Raw genomic sequence first — 22,683 nt, forward strand, 5'->3', positions numbered from 1 at the left:
CGAAATGACTTTGAACCTAAATATAACTATTTTATTTTAAACCATCTTCCAATACCTGTTTGCTGATGGTGAATTCACGATAGCCAAAGGCTCCGGATTTATAACCAATTACGGCGCCAAATTCAATGCTTTTTAAGGAAGATGTCTTTGGGAATACAGAAGAGCGGTATACATTGGCCGCAGCTAAAGGTTTTTCGAATACACGAAAGTGTATACCATCCTTTGAATAGGCGAGATAATTCATATCTGAGGTAAATCGGTCGACGTTTCCAATTGCCAGACATAAAAAATAATATCCATCAATATAGGAACCTTGCAGATGCCAAGTCGAATACCCCTTGCTGAATTCTAGCCAAGGTTTGTTCATAAATTCAACTTTCTTACTGTCGCGATATGCTGTAAAATCTAATCCATTTGTAGAAATACGCGATAGGATATTGGTCATAATTGGTGCTTTGTAGCTAGGCATGAAATCCACTTCGTAACTGGTCGTTAAATTTGTCGAATTTCTCACAAATGTTGGTGAAAGGATATGGTTATCTTGGAAAGATGTAGGTTCATTACTATTATACACGAGTTCCAGCGGTGTCCAGTCAATCCCATTTTTTGATGTTTGTCTTACAATAACACGTTCAGCTTCTTCATTTAATTTTTTATCGTTGTTTGCGCTTTTGGCGCCCCATTTTTTTAAAATTTTGCTTGAGAAAAAGCAGCCTCTATAATATAGTTCGAATTCCTCACCGTTGAAATTCCAGTCTACATCGGACCAATAACCTTGATTGGGGCTACCATCTTTTTGGATGAAAGAATCTTCTAGTGCCGGACGTCGTTGAATAGGATTTATTAATCCAGCCGGAGTAATCCATTCTTTTCCATCATTAGAAACTACCACAGTCGGATTTTCATAGAGAGAGGCGGTACGGTCTGACCCGATTATGCCAAAATATGGCGTAAATACCATCCAATATTTGTATCCTTTGAAACCGGCAGGGAAATATTCAACATCTGGGTGGCAATAACTCGCGCTATTGCCAGAGATATCGCGTATCCAGCCTGGGAGTTCTTCGCCGGGTTGGTTTGCATTGGCAATTGTATTAATTTTTATTGAACCTAGGTCGCTTGTGAAACCTGTAGGGATGGGTAATTTATCTTTTTCAATGACTTCGGGATCAGGTGGTACAATTCCTGGATGAATATCTCTTTTACAACCAATAAATAACAAAAATCCCAAAAAGAAATAGGCAATTCTCTTAAATGACATATAGATCAATAAAAATAAAATATGAATGATAATCCCTTACGGTTTTACTTTTCCTGTTAATCTTAGCTAAATGATAGCAAAAATGATTTATTTTTTTTATTTCTCAAAATCAATTTAATAAAATACTTTATATGTTGTAAATATTTGGTTTTCTGATTTATAAGTGTCTTTTTGACTTGTGTCGATGGAGGCTGTTCCCGGCTTTATCCCCCTGTTTGATCCATCAGTTGGTAAAGGCCTGATTGCGTAGTTTCACTGACTTTGGTCGCCAATCATTTTCAGCATGAAATAAGGGTTGCGTAAGGATGTCTCATTATTTGGGGCTCGTTAGATGAAATAAACTAGTGGATAATGTGCCTAATTAGCTTGCTGTTCAGATTTTGGACGATTCACCAAGCTTTCAATGCTTAATGTAAATTTATTTTGTTTGGCAACGCGAAATTCTTTTTCAATTAATGACATGATAACAAGCTAGAAATCTATAAATTGCTTTGAGGTTCAACTTAATATTTTGCTGGATAACCTATATTTTTTTTTGATGTTGGCGAGGACGTTCTTGTAGTATTTCGTTTTATCGGTTTCGTCAATAACAACAATTTCAACATCGTTTGCTTGAAGTAATTGCATTTTATCTTTGGAGAGTGCGTACCATTTTTTTGTTGTATAATAGAAAAGTTTATTTTTAATAAAGGTACTTCGTCTATAAAACTTATTTCTGGCGCGGTAGGTTAGCAACCACCAAAGGTCTATTTCTACAAAATCAAGCGATAGACCTAGGATATGGATATCCTGCGTGAAAAATAAGTCAATCCAGGATTGGAGTTTAGTATCTTTTTTTCGACTTAATCTTTTAATTAATGCAGCCTTGTAGACTGTTTGCGAATTATAATTTGTCCCATTAACGACATAATCCCTCATTTTTTGCAATTGACCACAGTAATGTTCATAACCGAGGTTAATGGAAGAGGGATTTAGGCAGTCGCCGTGGATGTGCCAATAGTTCGTGTTGCCGATTTGGTGTTTACGAAATACACTGTAGGTTGTTTCACGGATAAGGCCAGCATTTGCTGTTGCGGTTTCTCCTTCTAAACTGAATTCATAGTTAGTTGTGATGATATTTTCGATCGAGAGATCCCGAATTAATTGGTGGATTTCATTTTGATTGATTTGAGAGACACAATCCGATATATAGCTTTTAAGTTCTCTTTCATTAATATGCTTTTCTCGAATTGCGTTAAGGAATATTTCCTCATACAACATAGGGAACGGTTTTTGTCCATTTTCCAATGAGCTAACTTTATACTTTTCTTTGATGTTGTGTAGCAAATCACTCCAGCTTATCCCTGGTGAAATATTATTAATGTCGTTCCCGACTAATAAAGCAAACTTGTTCATTGTATTGTAAATCAAGATTTACGTCTGTAAAGTTAAATGAAGATGTCAATCGATCGCATCTTTTGATATAACATTTAATCGATTGAATTTAGATTTCTTCCATACGAATTTAATAAAAAAATCGAAGGATTTTGTACATGACCACAGCGATGAATGGGTTCTTAATCTCATTATATACCGCATGGAAACAATGTGATGTAAATTGAAACTTCTGTAAAAAATGGCTACGTCATTGCGATGGACGGATCAGTCAAATATGTTGGTTTTATTCGTCAAAAAAGGCTAGGCGAACCAACTTCCTAGCCTTCACGGTATAACTTATCCTATGCTATAACAAACAAATAACAAAGGAATACAGGAAATGTTTGATGTCTCTTCAAGGATGGTCTGTTGTGATATGGCTTGAGAATGATATCACGGTCTTGGCAACATATTCCCATAAATTATAGTAGTATTTTGTTGTGTTATTCTCGCTTTTGAGAGTGCTATGAAGAGCAAGTCCTGTTAAGCTCGCTTTTGGTGTATACGTACATCGATGAAAATTTTGCACAATATTCGGTATCTGTAACCTACCGCTTACATCCAGCTAATAGTGCGCTTCACTGCGCAGGATCACGCTTAACTTTGTATAAAATAGAAGCTAAATAACTCTAATAAAGTGTGTTTCCCTTCTCTCAATACAAGTTTTTTAGTGTAAGACAGATTAATTCATAAAAAAATCGTGATATGGAAATTAAAGAAAACAAACTTATCGGTGTTTCTTATAGAGAAACACCAAACAAAGGTGGGATTATTAAACCCGTTTATATTATTATGCATTACGACGGTGCGTCCAATGCTACAAGTGCAATTGATTGGATGACCGATTCCCGGAGCAAGGTTTCCGCTCATCTTCATATTAGTCGTGATGGTATCATAACGCAATTGGCGCTTTTTAATACAAAATGTTGGCATGCAGGCCTTAGTACTTGGGCCGGTCAAAAAAATTTGAATAACTGTAGCATTGGAATCGAATTGCAAAATAAAGGGATGGAGAGTTACACTGAAAAGCAGATCAATGCGGCGATAGCAGTATGTAAAGCAATTATCCGTACTTATCCGATTCGAGAGATTTTAGGGCATTCGGATATTGCACCTGAAAGAAAGGAGGATCCAGGGGTACAATTTCCCTGGGAAAAATTTAAACCGTTAACAAAAGGAAATTATAATGGAATTACTTGAGATTTTAGAGAAATTGATTATCCCTGTAGCGACAGCTGTAGGGGGGTATCTTGTTGGAAGGCCTAAGCAGCAAGCCGAGGTGGAGGCGACAAATGTTGAGAATGCCGGAAAGGTAATTGAAAAATGGGAAGGCTATGCCAATAGGTTAGAGAAAGATATTGAGCATTTACGGACGATCATTGAAGATCTTAATGAAGGGTTACATTTGGCAAATGACGAACGTATGTCTTGTGCTAAGACTTTAGCGGATTTGCAGGTAAAATATGATGATCTTATGAAACTTTATAATAGGCTACAGATTGAATTAAAGCGCGTTAAAAATGAAAAATACACTACAGATAATCGCAATGCTGCTACTGGTTAGCAGCTGCGGTTTGTTTAAAAAGGTTGAGAAAACCAATGCATCACAAGAGTTTGGCATCAAAGAAAAAAATACAGAGTCTGTTACTATAGCACAGAAGACAGGACATATACAAGTTGTTGGATTAGCTAAAGAGGCTTTGGTAACAGATGAATATGTGATGCAAGTTGAAGGTGAGGGGATTCAGATTATGCAGGATGGGGTTGTTCAGCTACATAAGGAGAAAGTCTATGCGAAAAAGGAACATTATTCTGAAAAGCTGCAGCTTGAAAGAAGGTTAAATACCAATTGGAAAGATCACAAAGCAAAAAGTAGTCAGCAAATTGAAACGAAAACGGAGCTAACTAAAGAACAATCAAAAGAGGTTGCAAAACCAGCAGTGTCAAGTCTTCTTTATTTTTTAATGGGGTGCAGTATATTGGTCGGCTTGATTATTTGGTGGATAAATAAACGTAAGTTGATTAGAATTTGGTAGTTACCCATTAAAAAGATCGTTACCATTATATTTTAATAAAATTCAGTAAATAACACGAAATAGTCCTTGAGTATAAAATTCAAGGACTATTTTGTAGAGCTGGATACAGTTGCTGAATGAGCAGAGCTGCTGTGATTGTATAAAATAATATTAATCCCCATCGAAATGCCGGTCAATAAGGTAATAATTGGCAATCTGTTTAATCTCTTTTTTGAAATCACGATAGAGGTCAAATTGATTGCAAGCGCAGATGATAGATTTCTGTAATGTGTCATTGTTTATTTTTAAGTAAGGACCAAGTTCCTTGTATATGCTACTTTTTACTTTTGTTTTCAGATTATTTAATTTTTCCGGCTGAAAGATACGTAGAACAACGGCGATAGCTTTGTAACGATGCTGTATGTCCTTGTAATTGATATATTCTCCCATAATCTGCTGAGAAGGAATACCCACAAATTGACAATAACAGTCAATTACTTGGCTGATTTTGGAAAGATCAGATTCATAGATCTTATCGATGGATTTTAGTATCTCGGGATGATTTTCTTTTAAGAAACTCATGATGAATGAATAATATAATGTGTTCATACGTTGTGAACGATTTTTGTCGGTTACTATACTGCTTTCCTCTTTTCGTAAAATATTGCTGGTTTTTTGTAGTTGATAATAATCCACTGTGTATACAGTGGGCTGTCTGAGATGTTATGACATGAGCTGTTACATTTTCTTTTATCTTTAAGTATGAACTGATTTTTGTCTCGCAAATTGCAAATCCAACGAATAGCTGATCTGCTTACTACCCGGCTTATCTATTCTAGGGGTCTATATTTTTTTATTGTTTAACAAAGTTAAACAAATTTGTTAATCTTGCAAGTTTATTAAAACCTAATTTTTACTTTTTATATGAAATAGTAAACTTATTTGTTTAACTGTAATGCTTTGATAGTTAGAATTTTATTGTTTTATTTTGATTGTCTATTTGTTTAGGTTTAATAAGTTGTGTAACTTAGTGTCAGATTGTTATATATTTGTGTAACATTTGTTAAATACCCGATCGACTATGGAAACTTATCCAAATAATAACTTTGAAGTTTTACGCTTGGAGATGCGCGTTACTAACCGTGAATTCGCGTCTTTACTAGGGGTACGCGAGCAGGTGTACTCGCGTATTAAAAAAGGAGAGTATCCTATTGGACTTACGATGAAAACACGTATTCAAGCGGCTTTTCCTCATGTTCAGTATGACTGGTTGCTGTATGGAAAAGGTGAAAGAATGGAGGTAGCTCCTTTAGTGCAACCCAACACGATAGCCATGCTTAGTATTGGTAATGGTAAGTCAATAGGATATTTTTCGGAGGACGTCAAGTTTATTGACGAAAATAAGAATAATATATTTTTTGAAGTTTCCCCAGGACGATATTTGATGCAGACAAAACTTGTCACAGAGAAAGCTAAAGCCGGGTATCTTTCTGGCTTTTCTGATGCTGAATATATGGACGATTTACCGGCACATTTTATTACAGTCACTGAGTTTCATAAAGGTGCCTATCGTTCTTTTGAAGTTAGTGGTGATAGTATGACCGATGGAACAGACGCAAGTGTATTGGACGGTGATATTGTGACTGGACGTTTGATTAAAAGAGAGTTATGGCAATCAAAATTTCATACCCACAAATATCGGTATTGGGTTGTTGTACATAAATATGAAGGAGTTATTATTAAAGAAATTGCTCATCATGATGTCAATAACGGAATTCTTACCCTTCGTTCGCTAAATGCTGATAAAACAAGGTACCCAGATTTTGAGGTAAGTTTGGATGATGTTGACCAAATTTTTAATGTTGTAGATATCAGCCGTTCGCTTTAGGAATAGCCTAGCTCGGATTAATTTCGTTTTGACAGTTCATCTTTTCACACCAAAGTTAATAGGTGGACCTTTTTGCTTCAGCTATATGTGCGATAAATTAACCCAATCGCGCACTGTTAATTGAAAGTTATCCGTACCAAGTTTGTATGGTGTTGCTAAAAAATATAGAAATAAAAACTAANNTTAGTTTTTATTTCTATATTTGGCTATAAATTGAACGTATGCGGACATGTTGTTGCGTCCTATCTTGGCGCTCCTAGTATATATTTAACGTTAAGAAGACTGATAACGTGACGAGAATATTGGTTGCTCATTATTCAGGCATGTTCGTAGCGTTCAATTGAAATAATAGGTACATGTGCGTAGGTTATCAACGCGGGGTGGAGGAATTTTCGAATAATTGAACTATCTACTAAGCTGTACCTATGGACTTGCCATTTACTAATCATCATATGTTTATTTTTAAAGCCAGGTTTCGAAATCTGGCTTTTTTATTTCTTATGCTATCAATTGTTGTTAGTTTTAATCTTTGACAAAGCTTACATCGGTTATTTTATAGGAAAAATTATCTTTTTCCCGTTCATTTACAGGTTTTTCCATCTCATTGTAGTGTACTGTTCCTGTCATCTTGAATGTTGTATGAGAATCTAGGTTGATTTTTTCTCCCTTATCGTCAAATACATAAAAGTTCTTAAGCGTATAATTTTTCTGATCTGTAGGAATTTCAAATAAAACATTGTTCTTTTCTGTCCCTACAGGTAATATAACGCTGAATGCAGTGAACTTTTCAGAACTAAACGCATGAGATTTAACTACGAAATTCATGGCCATAGTTTTTGATTTTCCTGATGAGAATGTAAAAGAAGGCGCATCAAATTCACCTGTTAACGTAATAGTTTTGTTTTGGTTGTCATAGTTTGATTCGATCGCTTTTACCGTATCGACAGAACTACCATTGCAAGATGAGAACAACCCTATGGCTGAAGATACTAATAATGATGTTGAAATTAAGTGTTTAGTTTTCATGGGGAAAAATTTCATTAATTGTAAAGACTATTTTTATTGATAGACAACTTCTGCTTATTAATGTTTTGGTAATCTATCGAAGATTTTTTGGAATCTTCGATATACCTGCCTTCATGCTGATTTACACTCACATTCAATAACATCCGTCGATTAATTTTTATAAAAGTAAGGTATTGAGGAAGAGGTTTTAGCACTTGATTTAAATTCGGGGGGAATGGATTTAAATTCGCATACATTGGACTTTTTTTCGTCTAAAAGAGGTCGGTAAATAATAGCAAGTTTTTTTCGGTGGAAATGCCAGTAAACGGGCTATATGGTATTTGATCCTAAACTATTACCTCATATTATGATCAATTTCTTGCTTTAAAAAATACCAAGTTAATAATTAAACAAGTGAGTGTAAGTAAAGAGCAGCAAGTTCGGATGTTATTCCAAAATACCCAGGGTTTTTCAAAGGCATCACGTGCAAGTCTTAAAGATTTTTCTGGAGATATAGATAGGTCGATCGAGGCCAATTGATTGTTCAAGGGGACATTCTGTGTGCCTGTGACCACAATTACACCAATGATATAGCTTAGGCATGCTACTAGTATTAGATAAAATTTTGGTGACGATAGATCCAAAGATAATATTGTAGCCATCAATAATAAAATTGGAGCGCCTAGAAAACAGCAGTAAAAAGCTGAATTTAGTATTTTTTTATTAATATTTTGCATGGCGGTCAAATAGGCTTTATCGCTGAGTTTATGTAGCCCCAAATTGACCGAAAAGGTATACGAAAAAAATAAGCCTGATATGATAGCCGAACATATTGTTGCCAGCGCTAAAATGATGTCTTGTAATTTCATGTCTATATTTTTTTGATGTATCATGTTTTGCTGAACTCATTGTCTAAGCGTTCTGATTTATCAAAGCATTGTTTTCTTATCGTAAATTTTTCGAAGGAGTTGAGGCTAAAAAAAATACACACTTTCGTTGCTCTCGACCTTAGACAATACAAAAGTTGTGATAATCAGGGAGTCAATATAGAATAAAAACGACAGTAACCTATTTTTTGTTAAATGACGCTGGAGTTGTGCCTGTGAAAGTCTTAAAGACACGAATAAAATGCGATTGGTCGGCAAATCCATTTTCATAAACAATTTCCGTTATCTTTCGGAAGTCTTTGCTATTGAGCTGTTTAAAAGCGGCCTGAAATTGTACCATTTTAGCGAATTGTTTAGCGGATATCCCAGTTTCCTTGAGAAACCTTCTTTCAAAAGTTCGGATGTTCAATGCTTCTCTTTTTGCAATTTCTTTAATAATGATTTGGCCCTGGCTTTCGATGATTTCAAGAATTGCTCGCTGAATCGAAAAATCAAGTTTATTTTTCTTGCTATCGAAAAAGCTGAGAAGCGATTGTGTCAATAGTTGGATGCTGTTTTCAGTTGTTGAAAATGAGGATAATGTGCCGGTAAGTTGGTGGAAGGTTGTATTTGAAGGAGTATTTAGATCATAACAGTCGTCGTTTATGCTTTCGGGCGAGATGCCCCAAAATGTCCGTAATACAAATGGGTAAAATTGAAAAACGATAATCTGAAAAGGGCCTTTTACATCGATTGAAATCGGTTTTATTGTCTGACCATAGAGGAAAATCTTTGACATTTTTTTATCATGAGGCTTGATTGTAAAATCACCATAGCATCGTTGAAACAATAAACCAGGGTAACCATCAGCATAAAAAGGTAAGTTTACGCAATCATTCGTCTGACTTTCAAACACTAGGATCGCCTTTACGAATAATGCAATGGATGTATCTGGACAGATAATCTGAGGCTTCATTTATAAATTGTTTGGCTTTGCTTTACGACTTTTTATAATTTTAAATATACAGAAATATGAAATAAGAATATATGGATAATCGTTGGATTTCGATTAGTGGATTTACTGTGACCCGTAGTGTTTAAAGTATATGTCGTTGATTCAACTTATTTGAAATAGTAGAGCGGTTTTTTTCTTCTCACCTGAAATAATTGTGCATGTTCCAGTAATTTAACATAATTATTTTGCCAATAATTGGCAATCCAATTTGAATCCAATGAAGGGTTGTAATGACTCAGGTCACTTTTTAAAACGACTGAATCCACTGCTTTGACTTTTTATTATTGTACTCAAAATTGAAACTACCATTATAGTTGGCTCCCACTAAATTTATTTGTGTTCAGGTCGGCAGCTGAAAGCGTTTTTAGAAGTTCTCTAGCTGCGGCGCTACCTGCACGGTTTGCACCGATTGTCGATGCTGATGGACCATAACCCACGAGGTGAATTCTTGGTTCTTTAGCGACCATGGTCGCTAGTCTGCCTGCCATTTGAATGCCACCCTGTTTTTCTTTTGGTAGCATTGCGTCTAGATGGCTCAATGAACTTTTAAAGCCTGTATTCCAAAGTATAACATCTGCTTGTTGTTCTGTTCCATTGGCCCATTTGATCCCCTTTTCTGTTATTTCTTGAAACATTGGAAAACGTTGAAGGACACCCCGTTTTTCCATCTCCTGGATTTCTGTAGAATAGGGGAGGCCCGTAACGGAAACGACAGACAAAGGTGAAAGCCCCAATCGTACACGTTCCTCTACCATAGCAACCGCATTATGCCCGGCCATGTCATCAAATGGCCCCTCTCTGAATAAAGGCGGTCGTCGTGTTACCCAGGTTGTCGTTGTAACCTGGGAAATTTGGTCCAATAGCTGAATGGCAGAAATACCGGCTCCAACAACAATAACATGTTTGCCACGAAAATACTCTGCAGTTTTAAAATCCTTTGTGTGGAGTTGCTCGCCCCGAAATAATTCTGCACCTGGATAGGTAGGAATATAGGGGTTTTCCCATGTTCCAGTGGCGTTGATAATACCGAGTGCTGAGAAAAGAGTTTCTGCCGTATCGATATGAAAGCGATCTTGGTACATGTAGACTTTTTCTACTTTAGCTGGTCGATATACTTGAAGTCCAAATTTTTCTTCATAAAGTTTAAAATAATGGGGAACAGCGGTGTTGGCTTGAACTTCCGCCCCTTTTGTTGATAAAGTCTCCTCAAACGACATGCCGGGCAAATCGTATATTTTATTGACTGTACTTAAGGTAAGGGAGTCCCAGCGAAATTGCCAGGCTCCTCCTGGTGCAGAGGCTTCATCCAGGATGATAAAATCCGGCCCGATTTTAAGTCCGAGCTTCTTCAAATGATAAGCAGCAGAAAGTCCAGCCTGACCCGCACCAATGACTGCAATTTTTGTTTTGTAGCGAATGTTCTTTATCATACGAAAGAGGAGTTAACGCCAACCAAGTTCGGGAGCTACGTGTTCCAAAATGGCTGAAAGAATGTGGACATTGTAGTCGACCCCTAGCGTATTTGGAATGGTCAATAATAGCGTGTCTGCTTCCTGTATTGCTTCATCTTGCGCTAATTCTTTCACGAGTTGATCTGGTTCTGCGGCATAACTTCGCCCAAAAATCGTCCGCTTGTCCGATTCGATTACCCCAATTTTATCTGTTTTGTCAGCCTCTTGCCCGAAGTAATAACGATCTAAATCATCGACCAGAGCGAATATGGATCGACTGACTGAAACGCGGGGTTCACCAGGGTGCCCTGCTGCTTTCCAGGCCTCTTTGTATAAACGTATTTGTTCGGCCTGCTGGATATGAAAAGGTTTGCCATTTTCATCATATTTCAAAGTGGAACTTTGCAGGTGCATTCTGTTTTGAGCAGCCCATACAGCCGTGGCGTTCGATGCTGCTCCCCACCAGATACGATCACGTAACCCTTCCGAATGGGGTTCGAGCCTCAGCAGACCGGGCGGGTTTGGAAACATTGGATAGGGATTTGGTTCAGCGAAACCAATTCCTTTAAGTTTTTCTAAAAATTCCAATGCTTTTTGCCTTCCCATATCAGCATCTGTTTCGCCCTCGTTGATATTGTAACCAAAGTGACGCCAACCATCTATTACTTGTTCAGGCGATCCTCTGCTGATGCCGAGCTGCAATCTGCCCCCGGAGATTAGATCTGCAGCTCCAGCGTCTTCCACCATATAAAGGGGGTTTTCATAGCGCATATCAATGACACCGGTGCCGATCTCAATTTTTGAGGTTTTGGCTCCAATGGCCGATAATAAAGGAAAGGGAGATGCTAGCTGATTCGCAAAATGGTGTACACGGAAATATGCACCATCTATACCTATTTCTTCAGCAGCTACTGCTAGATCTATGGATTGCAATAAAGTATCGCTTGCGGTCTGCGTACTATATGCGGGATGCTTGGACCAATGGCCAAAAGATAAAAAGCCTATTTTTTTCATAAATCACAATGGGATTTGATGTCAATCAAATTTAATAAATGTTGCGATTATATCGGTAGTTTGGATTGTCCGATGGGTGTCAATAATATATGGTTTGAATGAATTTGCCAAATGACAAGTAGGCTGTGGCTCAAAAAGAGTAATTTTATGTATTATATAATTGTATAAGTGATTCAGAGTGATGCTTTCAGACAAATTATTACAACAGATCGAGTTTATTAAGGAGATCGACAAGATTAAATATATCCAGCGCAGGACAAAACTTTTCAATAGTGACCGTCCCGAAAATGACGCTGAACACAGTTGGCATCTTGCCCTAATGGCTATTGTGCTTTTAGAACATGCAAATCAATCAGTGGATTTATTGAAGGTAGTCAAAATGGTATTGATACATGATATCGTCGAAATCGATGCAGGTGATACTTTTATCTATGATACAGAAAAAAACCATACCAATACAAGTGCGGAGCGTTTGGCAGCTCAGCGGATTTTTGGAATTTTGCCTGGGCAGCAAGCAGAGGAACTCATTGCGATCTGGGAAGAATTTGAAGCTGGTCAAACGCCGGAAGCACAGTTCGCACGAGCGATGGATCGATTGGAGCCACTTTTACAGAATAGTTCCAATAATGGTGGAACCTGGAATGAACCTGGTGTAAATTATGAAAAGGTTTATGAAAAAAAATCTGTCATTAAGGATGGCTCAGCAGTATTGTGGGAATATGCAGAAAAATTGATTGATGCTGGAGTTGCTCGGGGGATTCTGAAAAAAGGAGAGTAGGTAGGATACTCATCAATGGCCAGCAGTAATCCCGATACTATTGCTGACCATTGTGGTTTTATAAATATACATTAATCGTCATCATCCTCTTTTTGTTCGCTTACCTTTAGGAAGGCGGCTCTTTTTGGAGCTGGAGCAGATTCACCTTTAAGTCCCTGCCATAGAATTTCATTGAATACCAAATCAGGTACCGCGTCTTCTTTCGACCAATCATATTTGTCACTCCATACAGCTAGTTTCCCTTTACTTGGATTGCGCTCATTGAGATCTACATTTGCGTCGACATGATCAAATGGAGTATAATTGGGGTTATTGCTAAACGATCGCCACATGGGTGTTGCAGCAGCGTCGTATTGCGTCATTGGTTTCATCCCTAAAATCAGCTCTATCGTTCTAATCATCCCTGAGGTTGAATACATGGTGTGATCTACAGATCTTCTTTTTACATAAGGGCTAATCAAATAGGCAGGACTACGGTGTGCATCCACATGGTCAGGACCATTCTGGGCATCATCTTCCAGTATAAAGATCGCAGATTCTTTCCAGATTGGACTCTTGCTGATATGGTCAACAAACATCCCAACAGCGAGGTCATTGTCCGCTACATGAGCATAAGGGGACTTTTTGCCGGCACGCATCCCTTCCGTATGGTCGTTGCTGATTCGAATGGTTGTCAATTGGGGCATTTCTCCTTTTTGGATGAGTTGATCAAAATCAGCTTTCCATTGTCTTATACGTGTGGTGTCGGCAACACTCAGGTCATAACTTGTATATCCAGTGGCAACATGCCCTTCCAAAGATTTTACGTTGGGTTTTCCTTTATCTGCGAATTCACCATAGGTGCGATAAGATACTTGATGTCGCTTGGCATTATCCCAAATAAATCCGCCTTTATTGTTGGCTATTTCTCGTTCCCCTTCTCCTCCATAAGTGCCGCCGCGACCGCCATAGCTTGATGGCCAGGTTTTCTCCAGATAGTCGGTGGCATAAGCACCCATACTCCAATTGTGCCCATCCGCACTAACTTCCGCATCGACATAGAAATTGTCTAGAAGTGCAAATTCATTGACAATTTTGTGTTGATTAGGCGTGATTTTTTCGCCGAATAAACAAAGTGAAGCGTCTCCATTTCCTTGTTTAACATCACCTAGAACTTGATCGTAGGTACGATTTTCTTTGATGACATAAAATACGTATTTGATCGGAGAGGGGTCTCCAACTTTCATTGGAATAGGGTTGCCGGCTTCACCCTCTGTTTGCAGCTCTTTTTCTTTCGAATAGGGCGTATTCCGGTATACCGCACGAGAATATAGGGCGAGTTCTTCTGGTTTAGGATCAGGTATAAAGCTTAACGTTCCCCTAAAAAGACCAGCAATATATTGTATCTCTTTTGGTTTGTTGAGGTCGCCTGCATGACGATCGACTTTTTCCTTTTGGTCTGTCGGATTGGGACCTTTTGGATTAGCTTTGGATGATAAGCCTTTACCATTTGTAACCAGAATTGTTTTATCGACTACTTTTACATTCGTTGGATACCAGCCCACTGGAATAAATCCTTTCGAAATAGATCTCCCAGGCTTGCTTACGTCGAATACTGCTAAACAATTGTTGTCTGCATTGGCTATGTAAAGGGTTTTACCATCTGTGGACAAAGCAACACCATTGCTGGTCGATCCACTTGGAGCATTAGGATACAATGCTGCATTCAATGTTTCTACGACTGCTCCTGTTTTAGTATCGATTATGGATACCGAGTTGTCATTTGCGTTGGCGACAAAAAGCCATTTACCATTTTTACTAAACGTAATTTCATTTGGGTGGCTACCCACAGGGATCTCTTTGGTTATCTTATTTTGTGTAACATCCCATACTAAAATCTTTTCTCCGCCCCAGACGCTGATATAGAGTTGTTTTGCATCAGGTGTTAGCTGGCAGGTATACCCCTCAGCTCCCAAATCATAAGTTGCTTTCGTTGCTTTGGTTTTTAAGTCGATGACATATAGTTTTTTATCTTCTCTGGTGACAGTATATAATTGTTGTTTGTTTTTATCATCTACAGCCAATCCGGCTATTCCTATTTTATTGGGCCATGGCTTGCCAAGAACAATAGAATCTTTGGATGCAATTTTTCCACCGTTGATTTTATAGATCCTGATCATGTTATCATGTCCCCCAGAAGTATACAGTGTATTATCATCGCTCGAAAAAGCCAATCCATACCAAGATTTTGGTATAGCAATACTATCGATTTTTCGTTGTGAAGCGAGATCGATAAGATCTATTGTTTGTGTACTTTGTCCATTGTTGCTGACAGCTGCAAGCTTTTTATGATGACTGATAACTAAGTTCAGCGGTAAATCTCCGAGCTCTATCTGTTTCCCAACAGGGGTTAGTGTCCAGCCATTTGGTAGTCCAACTTTATTGCTTTCCAAAATTGAACTAATCCTATTTTGTATATTGTTTTGACTGAATGTGAGTTGTGAGGTTGCAAACATACACGTTGTCAAAATAAATGTTCCTATTCTTTTCATGGGACATATTTACGAAATTGAGTAGTCAGACTAAATAGGAAGCTTCAAAATTAAAGAAAACTTAATATTGGACCGCGAACTTAGTGTAGGTGATGACGCGCTGTTTTTTAGTATGGTCAAGGGCCTCTGAAAATCTGTAATACAGGACTGATCAGAAAATTTTGCACGGAATACTCTTTGTAATCGTTTATAACAAGGGGTGATCGGTTAATAGGTAAAACTCTGTTGTTTACCGATGAAAATTGTTTTTTCACCGAAAAATTATGGTGTTTTACAGTTTGTTTTTTGAAATTGGGCGGATAAACTATTCAATCTTTATTTATGATACACTTCTTTAATTCATTGGCAATTTTAACTATAGTAGGATTGGTAAGCCTCTCTACCAATGTGAAAACTAAAGATTCCCAGGCCAATATTGGAGACACGATGGTAGAATATAAATCTTCAATCAATGGCACTGTAAAGCCTAATACCTTACACAGTATGCGGCAAGATAAGATTCATTTATATACCGACTGCAAAGATTCCATTTTATAACATGAACTTTCTTATTTGAAGCTGCTGTTTTTATTTTTGAAAAATATAATTTTTAAATTACTTTTTTGTTATATAGATTAATTTCGTATATTGAGTTATAGTGAAAAATCCAAAGGGTATGTTACGGCATCTGTTCATTTGTGTAGAGCTCTAGCGTAATTTCTAGCTTTGGGAAGCCTATATTTTTAAATTGATTATTCTTAAATAGCTTGTTATGAAAAAGAAAAGTTCGTCGTGGTTTTTTTATGCCATTATTGCTATTGTCATTTGCGTATTTCTATTATTGAATCTACCAGAACTTATTCAGGGATTTATGAACGGTTACAATTCAGTTATTAAATAGCAACTCGATGTTCACCGTTTAATTTCCCATATTTACCGAGTTTTTTACTGTCTTTATCTAAATTTTGTAGCTGTTGCACGCCCCGTATTGTAGTTTAGAATGAGTAAACGGAATAGGACTAACACCGTATTTCTTGAATGGAACTTAATCTGATCTAATGAAACGAGTCGAAATATTTAAAACCAATGTTTATCGAATGAAAGATGCACAGCAAATTGTTGCAACTCTTGTCAGCCTGTTTTCATCTTATAAAATTAACTTCGATCTTGAAGATGAAGAACGTATTCTAAGAATTGAATCTTCGCAATTGGAAATTGAGACCAACAGCATTGTTAGAAAGATGTTTGAGTGGGGTTATCGTTGCGAAAGAATCATTTAATCATTCATGAAAAATAAAAAGCTAAATATTATATTAATTTTCGTTGTAAATTGCGCTGGTAATTTGTTGAACAAAACTGTTGGCAGTCCCTAAGGATGTTATGTCTAATAGTCAAGTATTTCAATATAAGATTACTCAAAAAAACATTGTTGGTAAGCGTAATATATCGGATATGATAGGCAATAGCATGCTCATTTTTTTAATGCTCTTTATTCTTAATACAGACTGTTTTGCACAAAATGGAACACCGTTAACGATAGGCACATCAGAGATATTGCATTCAAAAGTTTTGGCTGAAGACAGAATGATCAACATTCATCTTCCCGACAATTATAACCCCAATGATTCTGTTCGCTATCCAGTGGTATATGTTCTTGATGGTAGTATGGATGAAGATTTTTTTCATATAGCCGGTATTGTACGTTTCAGTACACAACCCTGGATCGATAGATTCCCGCAAAGTATTGTTGTTGGAATCGGTGGAAACACACGAAGGAGAGATTTTACCTTCCCTGTTGAAAACACAGATTTTATAGAAAAGGAAGGTTTTCAAAAAGCGAGCTTTCCTTCGTATGGTGGTTCAGAAAAATACCGGATATTCCTGAAAAATGAATTGATCCCTTATATAAATGGCAATTTTAAATCGAACGGAAAACAGACTTTAATTGGAGAATCATTGGCAGGACTTTTTTCATCAGAAATATTATTTAAACAACCCGAATTATTTGATAATTATATTATTATAAGTCCAAGTTTATGGTGGGGAGAAGAGTCTTTATTGACGCATGGGGAGAAGTTTCTGCAAACTAATTTGAAAAAAAATATAAAGGTTTATCTCGGTATCCCCAACAAGGAAGAAGACATAAGAATGTTTGATGAGGCTATAGCGTTATCGGAGATTCTTAAACGAAATAAGAAGATTCATTTTGTATTTGATTACATGCCTGATGAATTGCATTCGACTGTAATACATCAAGCGGTCTACAACGCTTTTAAGAAGTTGTATCCAAAAACGGCCTATTCAAAGTAACAATATGTCTATTCTGAGATTAGTTTTATTTTATACTTAGTTTTGTGCGATCACGCCACTCTTCTTCCAGGATTGACATCAATAGCTTGTCGTGAAATTGATTATCTCTAAAACAGCTTTACGCATTCTTCCCTCCAATTTAAAACCAGCGTTTTCATATGCTTTTATGGCTGTATAGTTTGGCTCAGATACCGTCAGCATAATTCTGTTGAGCTCTAGTTTTCCAAATCCGATAGCTAAGATTAATTTGGTAACTTGAGTGCCTATTCCCTTCCCCCATTCTTCGCGATCACCTATAAAAATAAAATACTCTCCAGATCTGTTTGCTTTGGAAATATTACAAATGCCTGTATAACCAATCAGTTTATTAGAGTCGTTTAGGAAAATTCCACGATTAAAATTTTTAGAATCGTTGACAACGGAGAGAAACCAATTGTCGATTTGATCCCTTGTGTTTAGCGACTGAAAAAGAGAAAGGGAGTACTTTATAGACATCTCATCATTGATCCATTCATAAAATGGAGAGACATCTTCGAGTGAGAGCGGCTTTAAATCGATCATCGTTTCATAAAAATGGTGTTCGTTATTTCATACGCGAATTTACCGCTTTATTTTAACGGCTTAATGATTACTTGATCGACCATTTTCCCCTGCTGATCGAGAATTTTGAAGATTCCTTTTTCGTCGTCTAAATCTACGCGGAGCACATTGTTGTTGGAATTTACAATGATCGGAAATTGTACTGTATTTGTCGCATTTTTGATAATGTGTCTATGTAAATGTCCTGATAACATGATCTGTGTTCCTGCTTTGTTGAGGATAGGAACAAATTTCTCCAAAATCTCCTGTTCCCCGTGCCAGCCACCAAAAGGGGGCATATGGCAGATTACGATCTTATATTCAGCATCTTTAAATGACGGGTTCTCAACTGCTTGAGCTAACCAGGCCGCTTGTTCGCTTCTATAGTTATCCATGTCTACAATACCGCTATATTCAATGTCGGTATCGGGCTTGTCTTCACCGCAATCTAAGACGATAAAACCGGTATTCCCATGCTTAAATTGGTAATATAGTTTACCTGTTGGTGTTAGGAAATATTTGGGATATTCAATGGCAAAAGGTCCACGTGTTTCATGATTGCCTCTTGCATAAAACATTGGTTTTTCACTGGCGAACTTTTTAATGGCGGTATCCATGAACCCCTCATACAGCTGTGTTTCACTGAGTAGATTACTAACCATATCACCGTTGAATACCACAAAGTCACTTGTCTTTAGATTGCCGATATCCAGTAGCTTATCGAGTACCTCATTGCGCTCATGAATATCATTGACAACTGTAAAATGGGTGGAGCTGGCATGGCCAAAGGTTTGGAAAAATAAGGGTGCCTTTTGATAAACATCACTGGCTACTACTTTTCCATATTGTACATTGACGCCAACATGTTTGAGGACTTCTTGACTATACACACGATATCTATAGCGTGTTCCAGGTTTTAGGTTGTTCAATGTAACTTGATGCAACGTACCTACTTTTTTGAAGCCATAGGCAGCCGCATAATATTTTGGTCTTTCCTTAAAGTAAAAGTGACTGGAGTCATCTGGGGCCAGCTCAACCCAGCCAGTAGCAGGCTTGTCTGTCGTCCAAATAATGGAAACAGATTGCTCTGTTAATCCTTGAATGAAAGGTAAGTGATTTATTCTGATCGCATCCTGACCAACTGCCATAAAACAATTGAAGAACAACAATAGGATGATGCATTTTAGTTTAGTCATTGTATTACCTGGGTCTATAATTGATTTTGGAACCTAAATCGGTTTTTTCTTGCGCTAAAGATATAAAATTGTGTGAACAAGCTATGGATTGAAATGTAACAGTCTTGCTAGACTAAAAGATGTCTCGTTTTGTTTTTTGCTAAAAAAGTGCTGTAAACAGGTAATAATTAAGAAAATGTGACCTGTGTTTGGCACTTATATTTGGAATAACCTAAGTAAGAGCACCTAATCAAACACAAATGAAAAAGATAGTTTTATTTTTATCTGTGTTTCTAACTTCACTAATTGCACTGGGCCAGCAGATCACGGGAACCGTACGTGATAAAAATGGTAAACAATTGGCCGGAGTAACTTTGAGAAACACGAGTACTTCCAACAGTACACAGACCGATGATCAGGGGAATTTTAAGATTTCAGGTAAATCCGGAGATATCTTAGAGACAAGTTTTATCGGATACGAGCGGGCTCGTCAACCCATTCCCGAGGCAGGCAAAATGACCTTTACCCTGGTCGAAACATTGAGTATTCTAGATGAAGCCGTAGTGATCGGTTACCAGAGTACCTCCCGCAAAAAAGCGACCGCTGCGATTTCAAGTATTTCGGGTAAAGATCTGGAAAATCTTCCGGCAGCCAGTTTTGATATGTTGCTTCAGGGAAGATTGGCCGGCGTCAACGTTCAGAATTTTTCTGGCGCTCCAGGTGCTTCGCCGACATTGGCTGTTCGTGGTACATCGGCCGTTAGCCTGAATTACTCCAATGACGATTATTACAATGTCATTAGTAATCCACTCTATGTTATTGACGGAGTTCCGCAGCCAACGGAACAATTTGTAGGCCCGAATACAGGAACAGGAACAAATTATCTAGCAGGTCTGAATCCGAATGATATCGAATCTGTGGATGTGCTCCGAGATGCTTCTGCCGCCGCAATTTATGGTTCTAGGGCAGCAAATGGGGTGATCATGATCACGACGAAAAAAGGGCGTAACGGAGATCCGCGTTTTATGTTAACCGGATATGGTGGTCTAACGCAACGGCCCGAACTCCGTGAAGTGACACTCGGAAGAACCGAGCGTGAGCAGAAGATGAGGATACTAAAGAATCAGCTTTCTTCCAACGATTTCAGAAATCTGCCCTTTATGCTTACCGATTCGTTGAACCCTGCATTCAATGGGAATACAGATTGGCAGGATCTATTCTACCAAAAAGGAAAGATTAAGAGTGCAGATCTTTCTGTTAGCGGCGGGTCAGCGATTAGTTCATATCGTTTTAGTGGGAACTATTACGATGAGGCGGGAATCATTAAAGCAACCGGATTTAAACGCTATACTGGAAGGCTCAATTTGTCCAGTAAGGCAATCAATGAACGTTTAACGATCAATCCCATTGTGGCCTATTCGTATAATAAGCGAGCGCGAGGAAGCGGGAGTGACGTGAGCCCAATTGCCTTGAGTGCCGGTAGTATGCCATCATCACTTTTTAATCTTTCAGATGCAAAAAAAACTTACCTTTTGGGTACCTATAATAGTAGTCTTGATAACAATGAATCTTCTAATCTGAATACCAATCTAAATCTGATTTTCAATATTGCACCAGGATTAACTTTTACTTCCCAATCCGCCTATATCAAAGATATGGCCAATAGGGCTTATAATAGGCCATCAGCTTTGATGAGCGGTGCCGGTAATTATTCGTCAGCTTATTCTTATGAGAATAGCCAAGTCAGGATATCGAACTTTTTAACTTATATCAAACAGTTTGGAAAACACTCTTTAAATGTACTATTGGGTCAGGAAGCGGAAAAAAATAAAATGCAAAATGTATCCGCATGGGGTAGTCAGGGGGTATCGGATCAGATCCAAGTGGTTACAGGATTTCTGCAAAATAACATCGGTGCCAACTCCGATTTGCAAAAGTGGTCACAGCTGTCCTATCTCGGTCGCTTTTCCTATGATTTTGATAGTAAATACCTGTTTTCAGGGGCTGTCCGTGCGGATGGATCGTCCCGATTTGGAGAAAACAACAAATGGGGATATTTTCCGTCCGCATCTGTCGGCTGGATTTTAACTGAAGAAGATTTTCTGAAAAACAATCCTATATTCACCTTACTTAAAATTAGAGGAAGTTATGGATTGACCGGATCTCTCCCTAAAAGTAACTATTTGCAGTATAATCTCTATAATGTCAATAATGGGGGGTATCAGGGTAATTCCGGAGCAACTTCCTATAATGGCCAAGTGGCTATTACACCAAACTTTAATAATGGCGTTGCCCAAAAAAATCTCAGCTGGGAGCGCAATAGGCAATGGAATTTAGGTGTCGATATGGAATTGTACAAGGGACGTTTTACAGCTATGGTAGATGTATTTAATAAGGAAAACTATGATGGGCTATTTGACGTCATGCTTCCCGTCACGTCCGGATACGATTACGCCAAAACAAATTCGGTAGGAATCCGCAATTCAGGTGTCGATATTCAATTGTCTGCTGATATGTTCCCACGTAGCTCCACATTGAGCTGGCGGTCCAATTTAAATATTTCCTATGTCAAGAATCGGATCATGAATCTGCCAAATGGCGGCCGCGATATGGTCATGGATGGCGATCGATTTGATAAATCTCATATCCTCTCGGTGGGCAGCCCGATCAATGCATTTTATCTCTATAAAACTCTGGGGGTTTTCTCGACCCTGGACGATATTCCGGTCAATCCATATACAGGCGAACGCTATCGAAATTCCAATGGAACATTCAATCCCGGAGATTTTTATTTTGAAGATATAGATGGCGATTATTTTGTAGACGTATTTAATAGTGGTATTAATCCAGATAAAAGGGCGATTGGAGATCCTAATTTTAAGTGGACCGGAGGCTGGAATAACGTCTTTAGTTATAAAGACTTTTCGCTTACTTTGTTTTTTACCTACGGTTTTGGGAGGGATGTACTGAATCTTTTTGAATCAGATCAATTCAGTAACTCCACTTCGGGCGATGCGACTTCAAATTTTGCTTACTATTCGATACGGGATCTGGACAAACTCAATATCTGGAAACAGCCCGGCGACAAGGCCGAATACGCAAAATATGATATCGGCACCTATCGTTACTATTACACCTCTGCGCAGACTTTCTTTTTAGAAAATGGTTCCTATATGCGATTTAAGAACCTGATTTTTTCTTACAACCTCCCTGAACGGATCAGCAAGAAATGGAGTATTTCCAAAGTGAGATTCTTTGGTATAGTGGATAATGTTGCCCGTTGGCAAAAATCAAAAAAATTGCCGGATGCCGAGGCTGTAAACCCATATGGAGAGTATAACGGTGGTGGTTATCCGATTCCAAGAAAATATACATTAGGATTTGAACTAACTTTTTAAGA

The 22,683-nt window shown here is 37.9% G+C and carries 20 protein-coding genes; 9 read left to right on the plus strand and 11 right to left on the minus strand.

What is annotated here, in order from left to right; all coding sequences use genetic code 11:
* Window positions 1-31: 31 nt before the first annotated feature.
* A complete protein-coding gene (locus tag B3H30_RS02890; protein ID WP_070565184.1) occupies window positions 32-1,261 on the minus strand; it encodes a hypothetical protein in 1,230 nt (409 codons plus the stop codon).
* 498 nt (window positions 1,262-1,759) lie between these two features.
* Window positions 1,760-2,656 (minus strand): SIR2 family protein, encoded by an 897-nt coding sequence (locus tag B3H30_RS02895; protein WP_070565187.1) that lies wholly within the window; start codon window positions 2,654-2,656, stop codon window positions 1,760-1,762.
* Between the two features lie 726 nt (window positions 2,657-3,382).
* On the opposite strand from B3H30_RS02895, the gene B3H30_RS02900 reads away from it, so the two are divergent.
* From B3H30_RS02900 to B3H30_RS02910, 3 genes are read left to right on the plus strand one after another with little or no spacing between them, the layout of a single operon-like run.
* On the plus strand, window positions 3,383-3,877 hold the full coding sequence (locus B3H30_RS02900; protein ID WP_070565190.1) for an N-acetylmuramoyl-L-alanine amidase: 495 nt from the start codon (window positions 3,383-3,385) through the stop codon (window positions 3,875-3,877).
* Window positions 3,864-4,241: a hypothetical protein gene (locus B3H30_RS02905; RefSeq protein ID WP_046671699.1), complete on the plus strand. Its 378-nt coding sequence runs from the start codon at window positions 3,864-3,866 to the stop codon at window positions 4,239-4,241. The genes B3H30_RS02900 and B3H30_RS02905 overlap by 14 nt, the downstream gene beginning before the upstream one ends.
* Window positions 4,198-4,713, plus strand: a complete 516-nt coding sequence (locus B3H30_RS02910; RefSeq protein WP_070565193.1) for a hypothetical protein — start codon at window positions 4,198-4,200, stop codon at window positions 4,711-4,713. Before B3H30_RS02905 ends, B3H30_RS02910 begins: the two co-directional genes overlap by 44 nt.
* A gap of 150 nt (window positions 4,714-4,863) precedes the next feature.
* Here B3H30_RS02910 and B3H30_RS02915 read toward each other — a convergent pair whose 3' ends face one another.
* Complete coding sequence (locus B3H30_RS02915) at window positions 4,864-5,301, minus strand: hypothetical protein (protein ID WP_139144962.1); 438 nt, start codon at window positions 5,299-5,301, stop codon at window positions 4,864-4,866.
* Between the two features lie 472 nt (window positions 5,302-5,773).
* On the opposite strand from B3H30_RS02915, the gene B3H30_RS02920 reads away from it, so the two are divergent.
* Complete coding sequence (locus tag B3H30_RS02920; protein ID WP_070565200.1) at window positions 5,774-6,580, plus strand: LexA family transcriptional regulator; 807 nt, start codon at window positions 5,774-5,776, stop codon at window positions 6,578-6,580.
* 522 nt (window positions 6,581-7,102) lie between these two features.
* On the opposite strand, the gene B3H30_RS02925 is transcribed toward B3H30_RS02920, so the two are convergent.
* The 5 genes from B3H30_RS02925 to B3H30_RS02945 form a co-directional block, all read right to left on the minus strand.
* A complete protein-coding gene (locus B3H30_RS02925; RefSeq protein ID WP_070565311.1) occupies window positions 7,103-7,606 on the minus strand; it encodes a hypothetical protein in 504 nt (167 codons plus the stop codon).
* A gap of 350 nt (window positions 7,607-7,956) precedes the next feature.
* Window positions 7,957-8,454, minus strand: a complete 498-nt coding sequence (locus B3H30_RS02930; protein WP_070565313.1) for a DUF1772 domain-containing protein — start codon at window positions 8,452-8,454, stop codon at window positions 7,957-7,959.
* A gap of 199 nt (window positions 8,455-8,653) precedes the next feature.
* Window positions 8,654-9,427, minus strand: a complete 774-nt coding sequence (locus B3H30_RS02935; RefSeq protein WP_070565203.1) for a helix-turn-helix domain-containing protein — start codon at window positions 9,425-9,427, stop codon at window positions 8,654-8,656.
* A 347-nt stretch (window positions 9,428-9,774) separates the two neighbouring features.
* Window positions 9,775-10,896: an NAD(P)-binding domain-containing protein gene (locus B3H30_RS02940; protein WP_070565205.1), complete on the minus strand. Its 1,122-nt coding sequence runs from the start codon at window positions 10,894-10,896 to the stop codon at window positions 9,775-9,777.
* Window positions 10,897-10,908: 12 nt separating this feature from the next.
* The gene (locus B3H30_RS02945) at window positions 10,909-11,931 is read right to left on the minus strand and encodes an LLM class flavin-dependent oxidoreductase (protein ID WP_070565207.1); all 1,023 of its coding nucleotides are present in this window, start codon (window positions 11,929-11,931) and stop codon (window positions 10,909-10,911) included.
* 181 nt (window positions 11,932-12,112) lie between these two features.
* On the opposite strand from B3H30_RS02945, the gene B3H30_RS02950 reads away from it, so the two are divergent.
* Window positions 12,113-12,709, plus strand: a complete 597-nt coding sequence (locus B3H30_RS02950; RefSeq protein ID WP_070565210.1) for an HD domain-containing protein — start codon at window positions 12,113-12,115, stop codon at window positions 12,707-12,709.
* A 71-nt stretch (window positions 12,710-12,780) separates the two neighbouring features.
* Here the strand turns inward: B3H30_RS02950 and B3H30_RS02955 are convergent, their stop codons facing one another.
* Window positions 12,781-15,240, minus strand: coding sequence for a bifunctional YncE family protein/alkaline phosphatase family protein (locus tag B3H30_RS02955; RefSeq protein ID WP_083295894.1), 2,460 nt, complete (start codon window positions 15,238-15,240; stop codon window positions 12,781-12,783).
* Between the two features lie 751 nt (window positions 15,241-15,991).
* Between B3H30_RS02955 and B3H30_RS02960 the strand changes: the two genes are divergently transcribed.
* The 3 genes from B3H30_RS02960 to B3H30_RS02970 all read left to right on the plus strand — a co-directional run bounded on the left by B3H30_RS02960 (window position 15,992) and on the right by B3H30_RS02970 (window position 17,529).
* Window positions 15,992-16,120: a hypothetical protein gene (locus B3H30_RS02960; RefSeq protein WP_256602545.1), complete on the plus strand. Its 129-nt coding sequence runs from the start codon at window positions 15,992-15,994 to the stop codon at window positions 16,118-16,120.
* A 157-nt stretch (window positions 16,121-16,277) separates the two neighbouring features.
* Window positions 16,278-16,499: a methyltransferase type 11 gene (locus B3H30_RS02965; protein WP_070565219.1), complete on the plus strand. Its 222-nt coding sequence runs from the start codon at window positions 16,278-16,280 to the stop codon at window positions 16,497-16,499.
* Window positions 16,500-16,599: 100 nt separating this feature from the next.
* Complete coding sequence (locus B3H30_RS02970; protein WP_286833185.1) at window positions 16,600-17,529, plus strand: alpha/beta hydrolase; 930 nt, start codon at window positions 16,600-16,602, stop codon at window positions 17,527-17,529.
* A 78-nt stretch (window positions 17,530-17,607) separates the two neighbouring features.
* Here B3H30_RS02970 and B3H30_RS02975 read toward each other — a convergent pair whose 3' ends face one another.
* Together B3H30_RS02975 and B3H30_RS02980 are read right to left on the minus strand one after the other, a co-directional pair.
* Window positions 17,608-18,090 carry a GNAT family N-acetyltransferase gene (locus tag B3H30_RS02975; protein WP_217493521.1) on the minus strand — a complete coding sequence of 161 codons (483 nt, stop codon included), beginning with the start codon at window positions 18,088-18,090 and terminating at the stop codon, window positions 17,608-17,610.
* 47 nt (window positions 18,091-18,137) lie between these two features.
* Entirely contained in the window at window positions 18,138-19,304 is a 1,167-nt protein-coding gene (locus B3H30_RS02980) for an FN3 domain-containing metallophosphoesterase family protein (protein WP_070565222.1), read from the minus strand.
* 239 nt (window positions 19,305-19,543) lie between these two features.
* Between B3H30_RS02980 and B3H30_RS02985 the strand changes: the two genes are divergently transcribed.
* Window positions 19,544-22,681, plus strand: coding sequence for a SusC/RagA family TonB-linked outer membrane protein (locus B3H30_RS02985; protein WP_046671675.1), 3,138 nt, complete (start codon window positions 19,544-19,546; stop codon window positions 22,679-22,681).
* The last annotated feature ends 2 nt before the right edge of the window (window positions 22,682-22,683 follow it).

The organism is Sphingobacterium sp. UBA7038, assembly GCF_002494055.1.
Lineage (GTDB): Bacteria > Bacteroidota > Bacteroidia > Sphingobacteriales > Sphingobacteriaceae > Sphingobacterium > Sphingobacterium multivorum.

Bases quoted from the DNA above. Each gene is read 5' to 3' on its own strand.
- B3H30_RS02960 (WP_256602545.1), top strand. From the start codon at position 15,992: ATGAAAAAGAAAAGTTCGTCGTGGTTTTTTTATGCCATTATTGCTATT.
- B3H30_RS02940 (WP_070565205.1), bottom strand. From the start codon at position 10,896: ATGATAAAGAACATTCGCTACAAAACAAAAATTGCAGTCATTGGTGCG.
- B3H30_RS02985 (WP_046671675.1), top strand. From the start codon at position 19,544: ATGAAAAAGATAGTTTTATTTTTATCTGTGTTTCTAACTTCACTAATT.
- B3H30_RS02965 (WP_070565219.1), top strand. From the start codon at position 16,278: ATGAAACGAGTCGAAATATTTAAAACCAATGTTTATCGAATGAAAGAT.
- B3H30_RS02955 (WP_083295894.1), bottom strand. From the start codon at position 15,240: ATGAAAAGAATAGGAACATTTATTTTGACAACGTGTATGTTTGCAACC.
- B3H30_RS02980 (WP_070565222.1), bottom strand. From the start codon at position 19,304: ATGACTAAACTAAAATGCATCATCCTATTGTTGTTCTTCAATTGTTTT.
- B3H30_RS02890 (WP_070565184.1), bottom strand. From the start codon at position 1,261: ATGTCATTTAAGAGAATTGCCTATTTCTTTTTGGGATTTTTGTTATTT.
- B3H30_RS02900 (WP_070565190.1), top strand. From the start codon at position 3,383: ATGGAAATTAAAGAAAACAAACTTATCGGTGTTTCTTATAGAGAAACA.
- B3H30_RS02915 (WP_139144962.1), bottom strand. From the start codon at position 5,301: ATGAACACATTATATTATTCATTCATCATGAGTTTCTTAAAAGAAAAT.
- B3H30_RS02895 (WP_070565187.1), bottom strand. From the start codon at position 2,656: ATGAACAAGTTTGCTTTATTAGTCGGGAACGACATTAATAATATTTCA.
- B3H30_RS02925 (WP_070565311.1), bottom strand. From the start codon at position 7,606: ATGAAAACTAAACACTTAATTTCAACATCATTATTAGTATCTTCAGCC.
- B3H30_RS02950 (WP_070565210.1), top strand. From the start codon at position 12,113: ATGCTTTCAGACAAATTATTACAACAGATCGAGTTTATTAAGGAGATC.
- B3H30_RS02920 (WP_070565200.1), top strand. From the start codon at position 5,774: ATGGAAACTTATCCAAATAATAACTTTGAAGTTTTACGCTTGGAGATG.
- B3H30_RS02905 (WP_046671699.1), top strand. From the start codon at position 3,864: ATGGAATTACTTGAGATTTTAGAGAAATTGATTATCCCTGTAGCGACA.
- B3H30_RS02945 (WP_070565207.1), bottom strand. From the start codon at position 11,931: ATGAAAAAAATAGGCTTTTTATCTTTTGGCCATTGGTCCAAGCATCCC.
- B3H30_RS02930 (WP_070565313.1), bottom strand. From the start codon at position 8,454: ATGAAATTACAAGACATCATTTTAGCGCTGGCAACAATATGTTCGGCT.
- B3H30_RS02970 (WP_286833185.1), top strand. From the start codon at position 16,600: ATGTCTAATAGTCAAGTATTTCAATATAAGATTACTCAAAAAAACATT.
- B3H30_RS02975 (WP_217493521.1), bottom strand. From the start codon at position 18,090: ATGATCGATTTAAAGCCGCTCTCACTCGAAGATGTCTCTCCATTTTAT.
- B3H30_RS02910 (WP_070565193.1), top strand. From the start codon at position 4,198: ATGAAAAATACACTACAGATAATCGCAATGCTGCTACTGGTTAGCAGC.
- B3H30_RS02935 (WP_070565203.1), bottom strand. From the start codon at position 9,427: ATGAAGCCTCAGATTATCTGTCCAGATACATCCATTGCATTATTCGTA.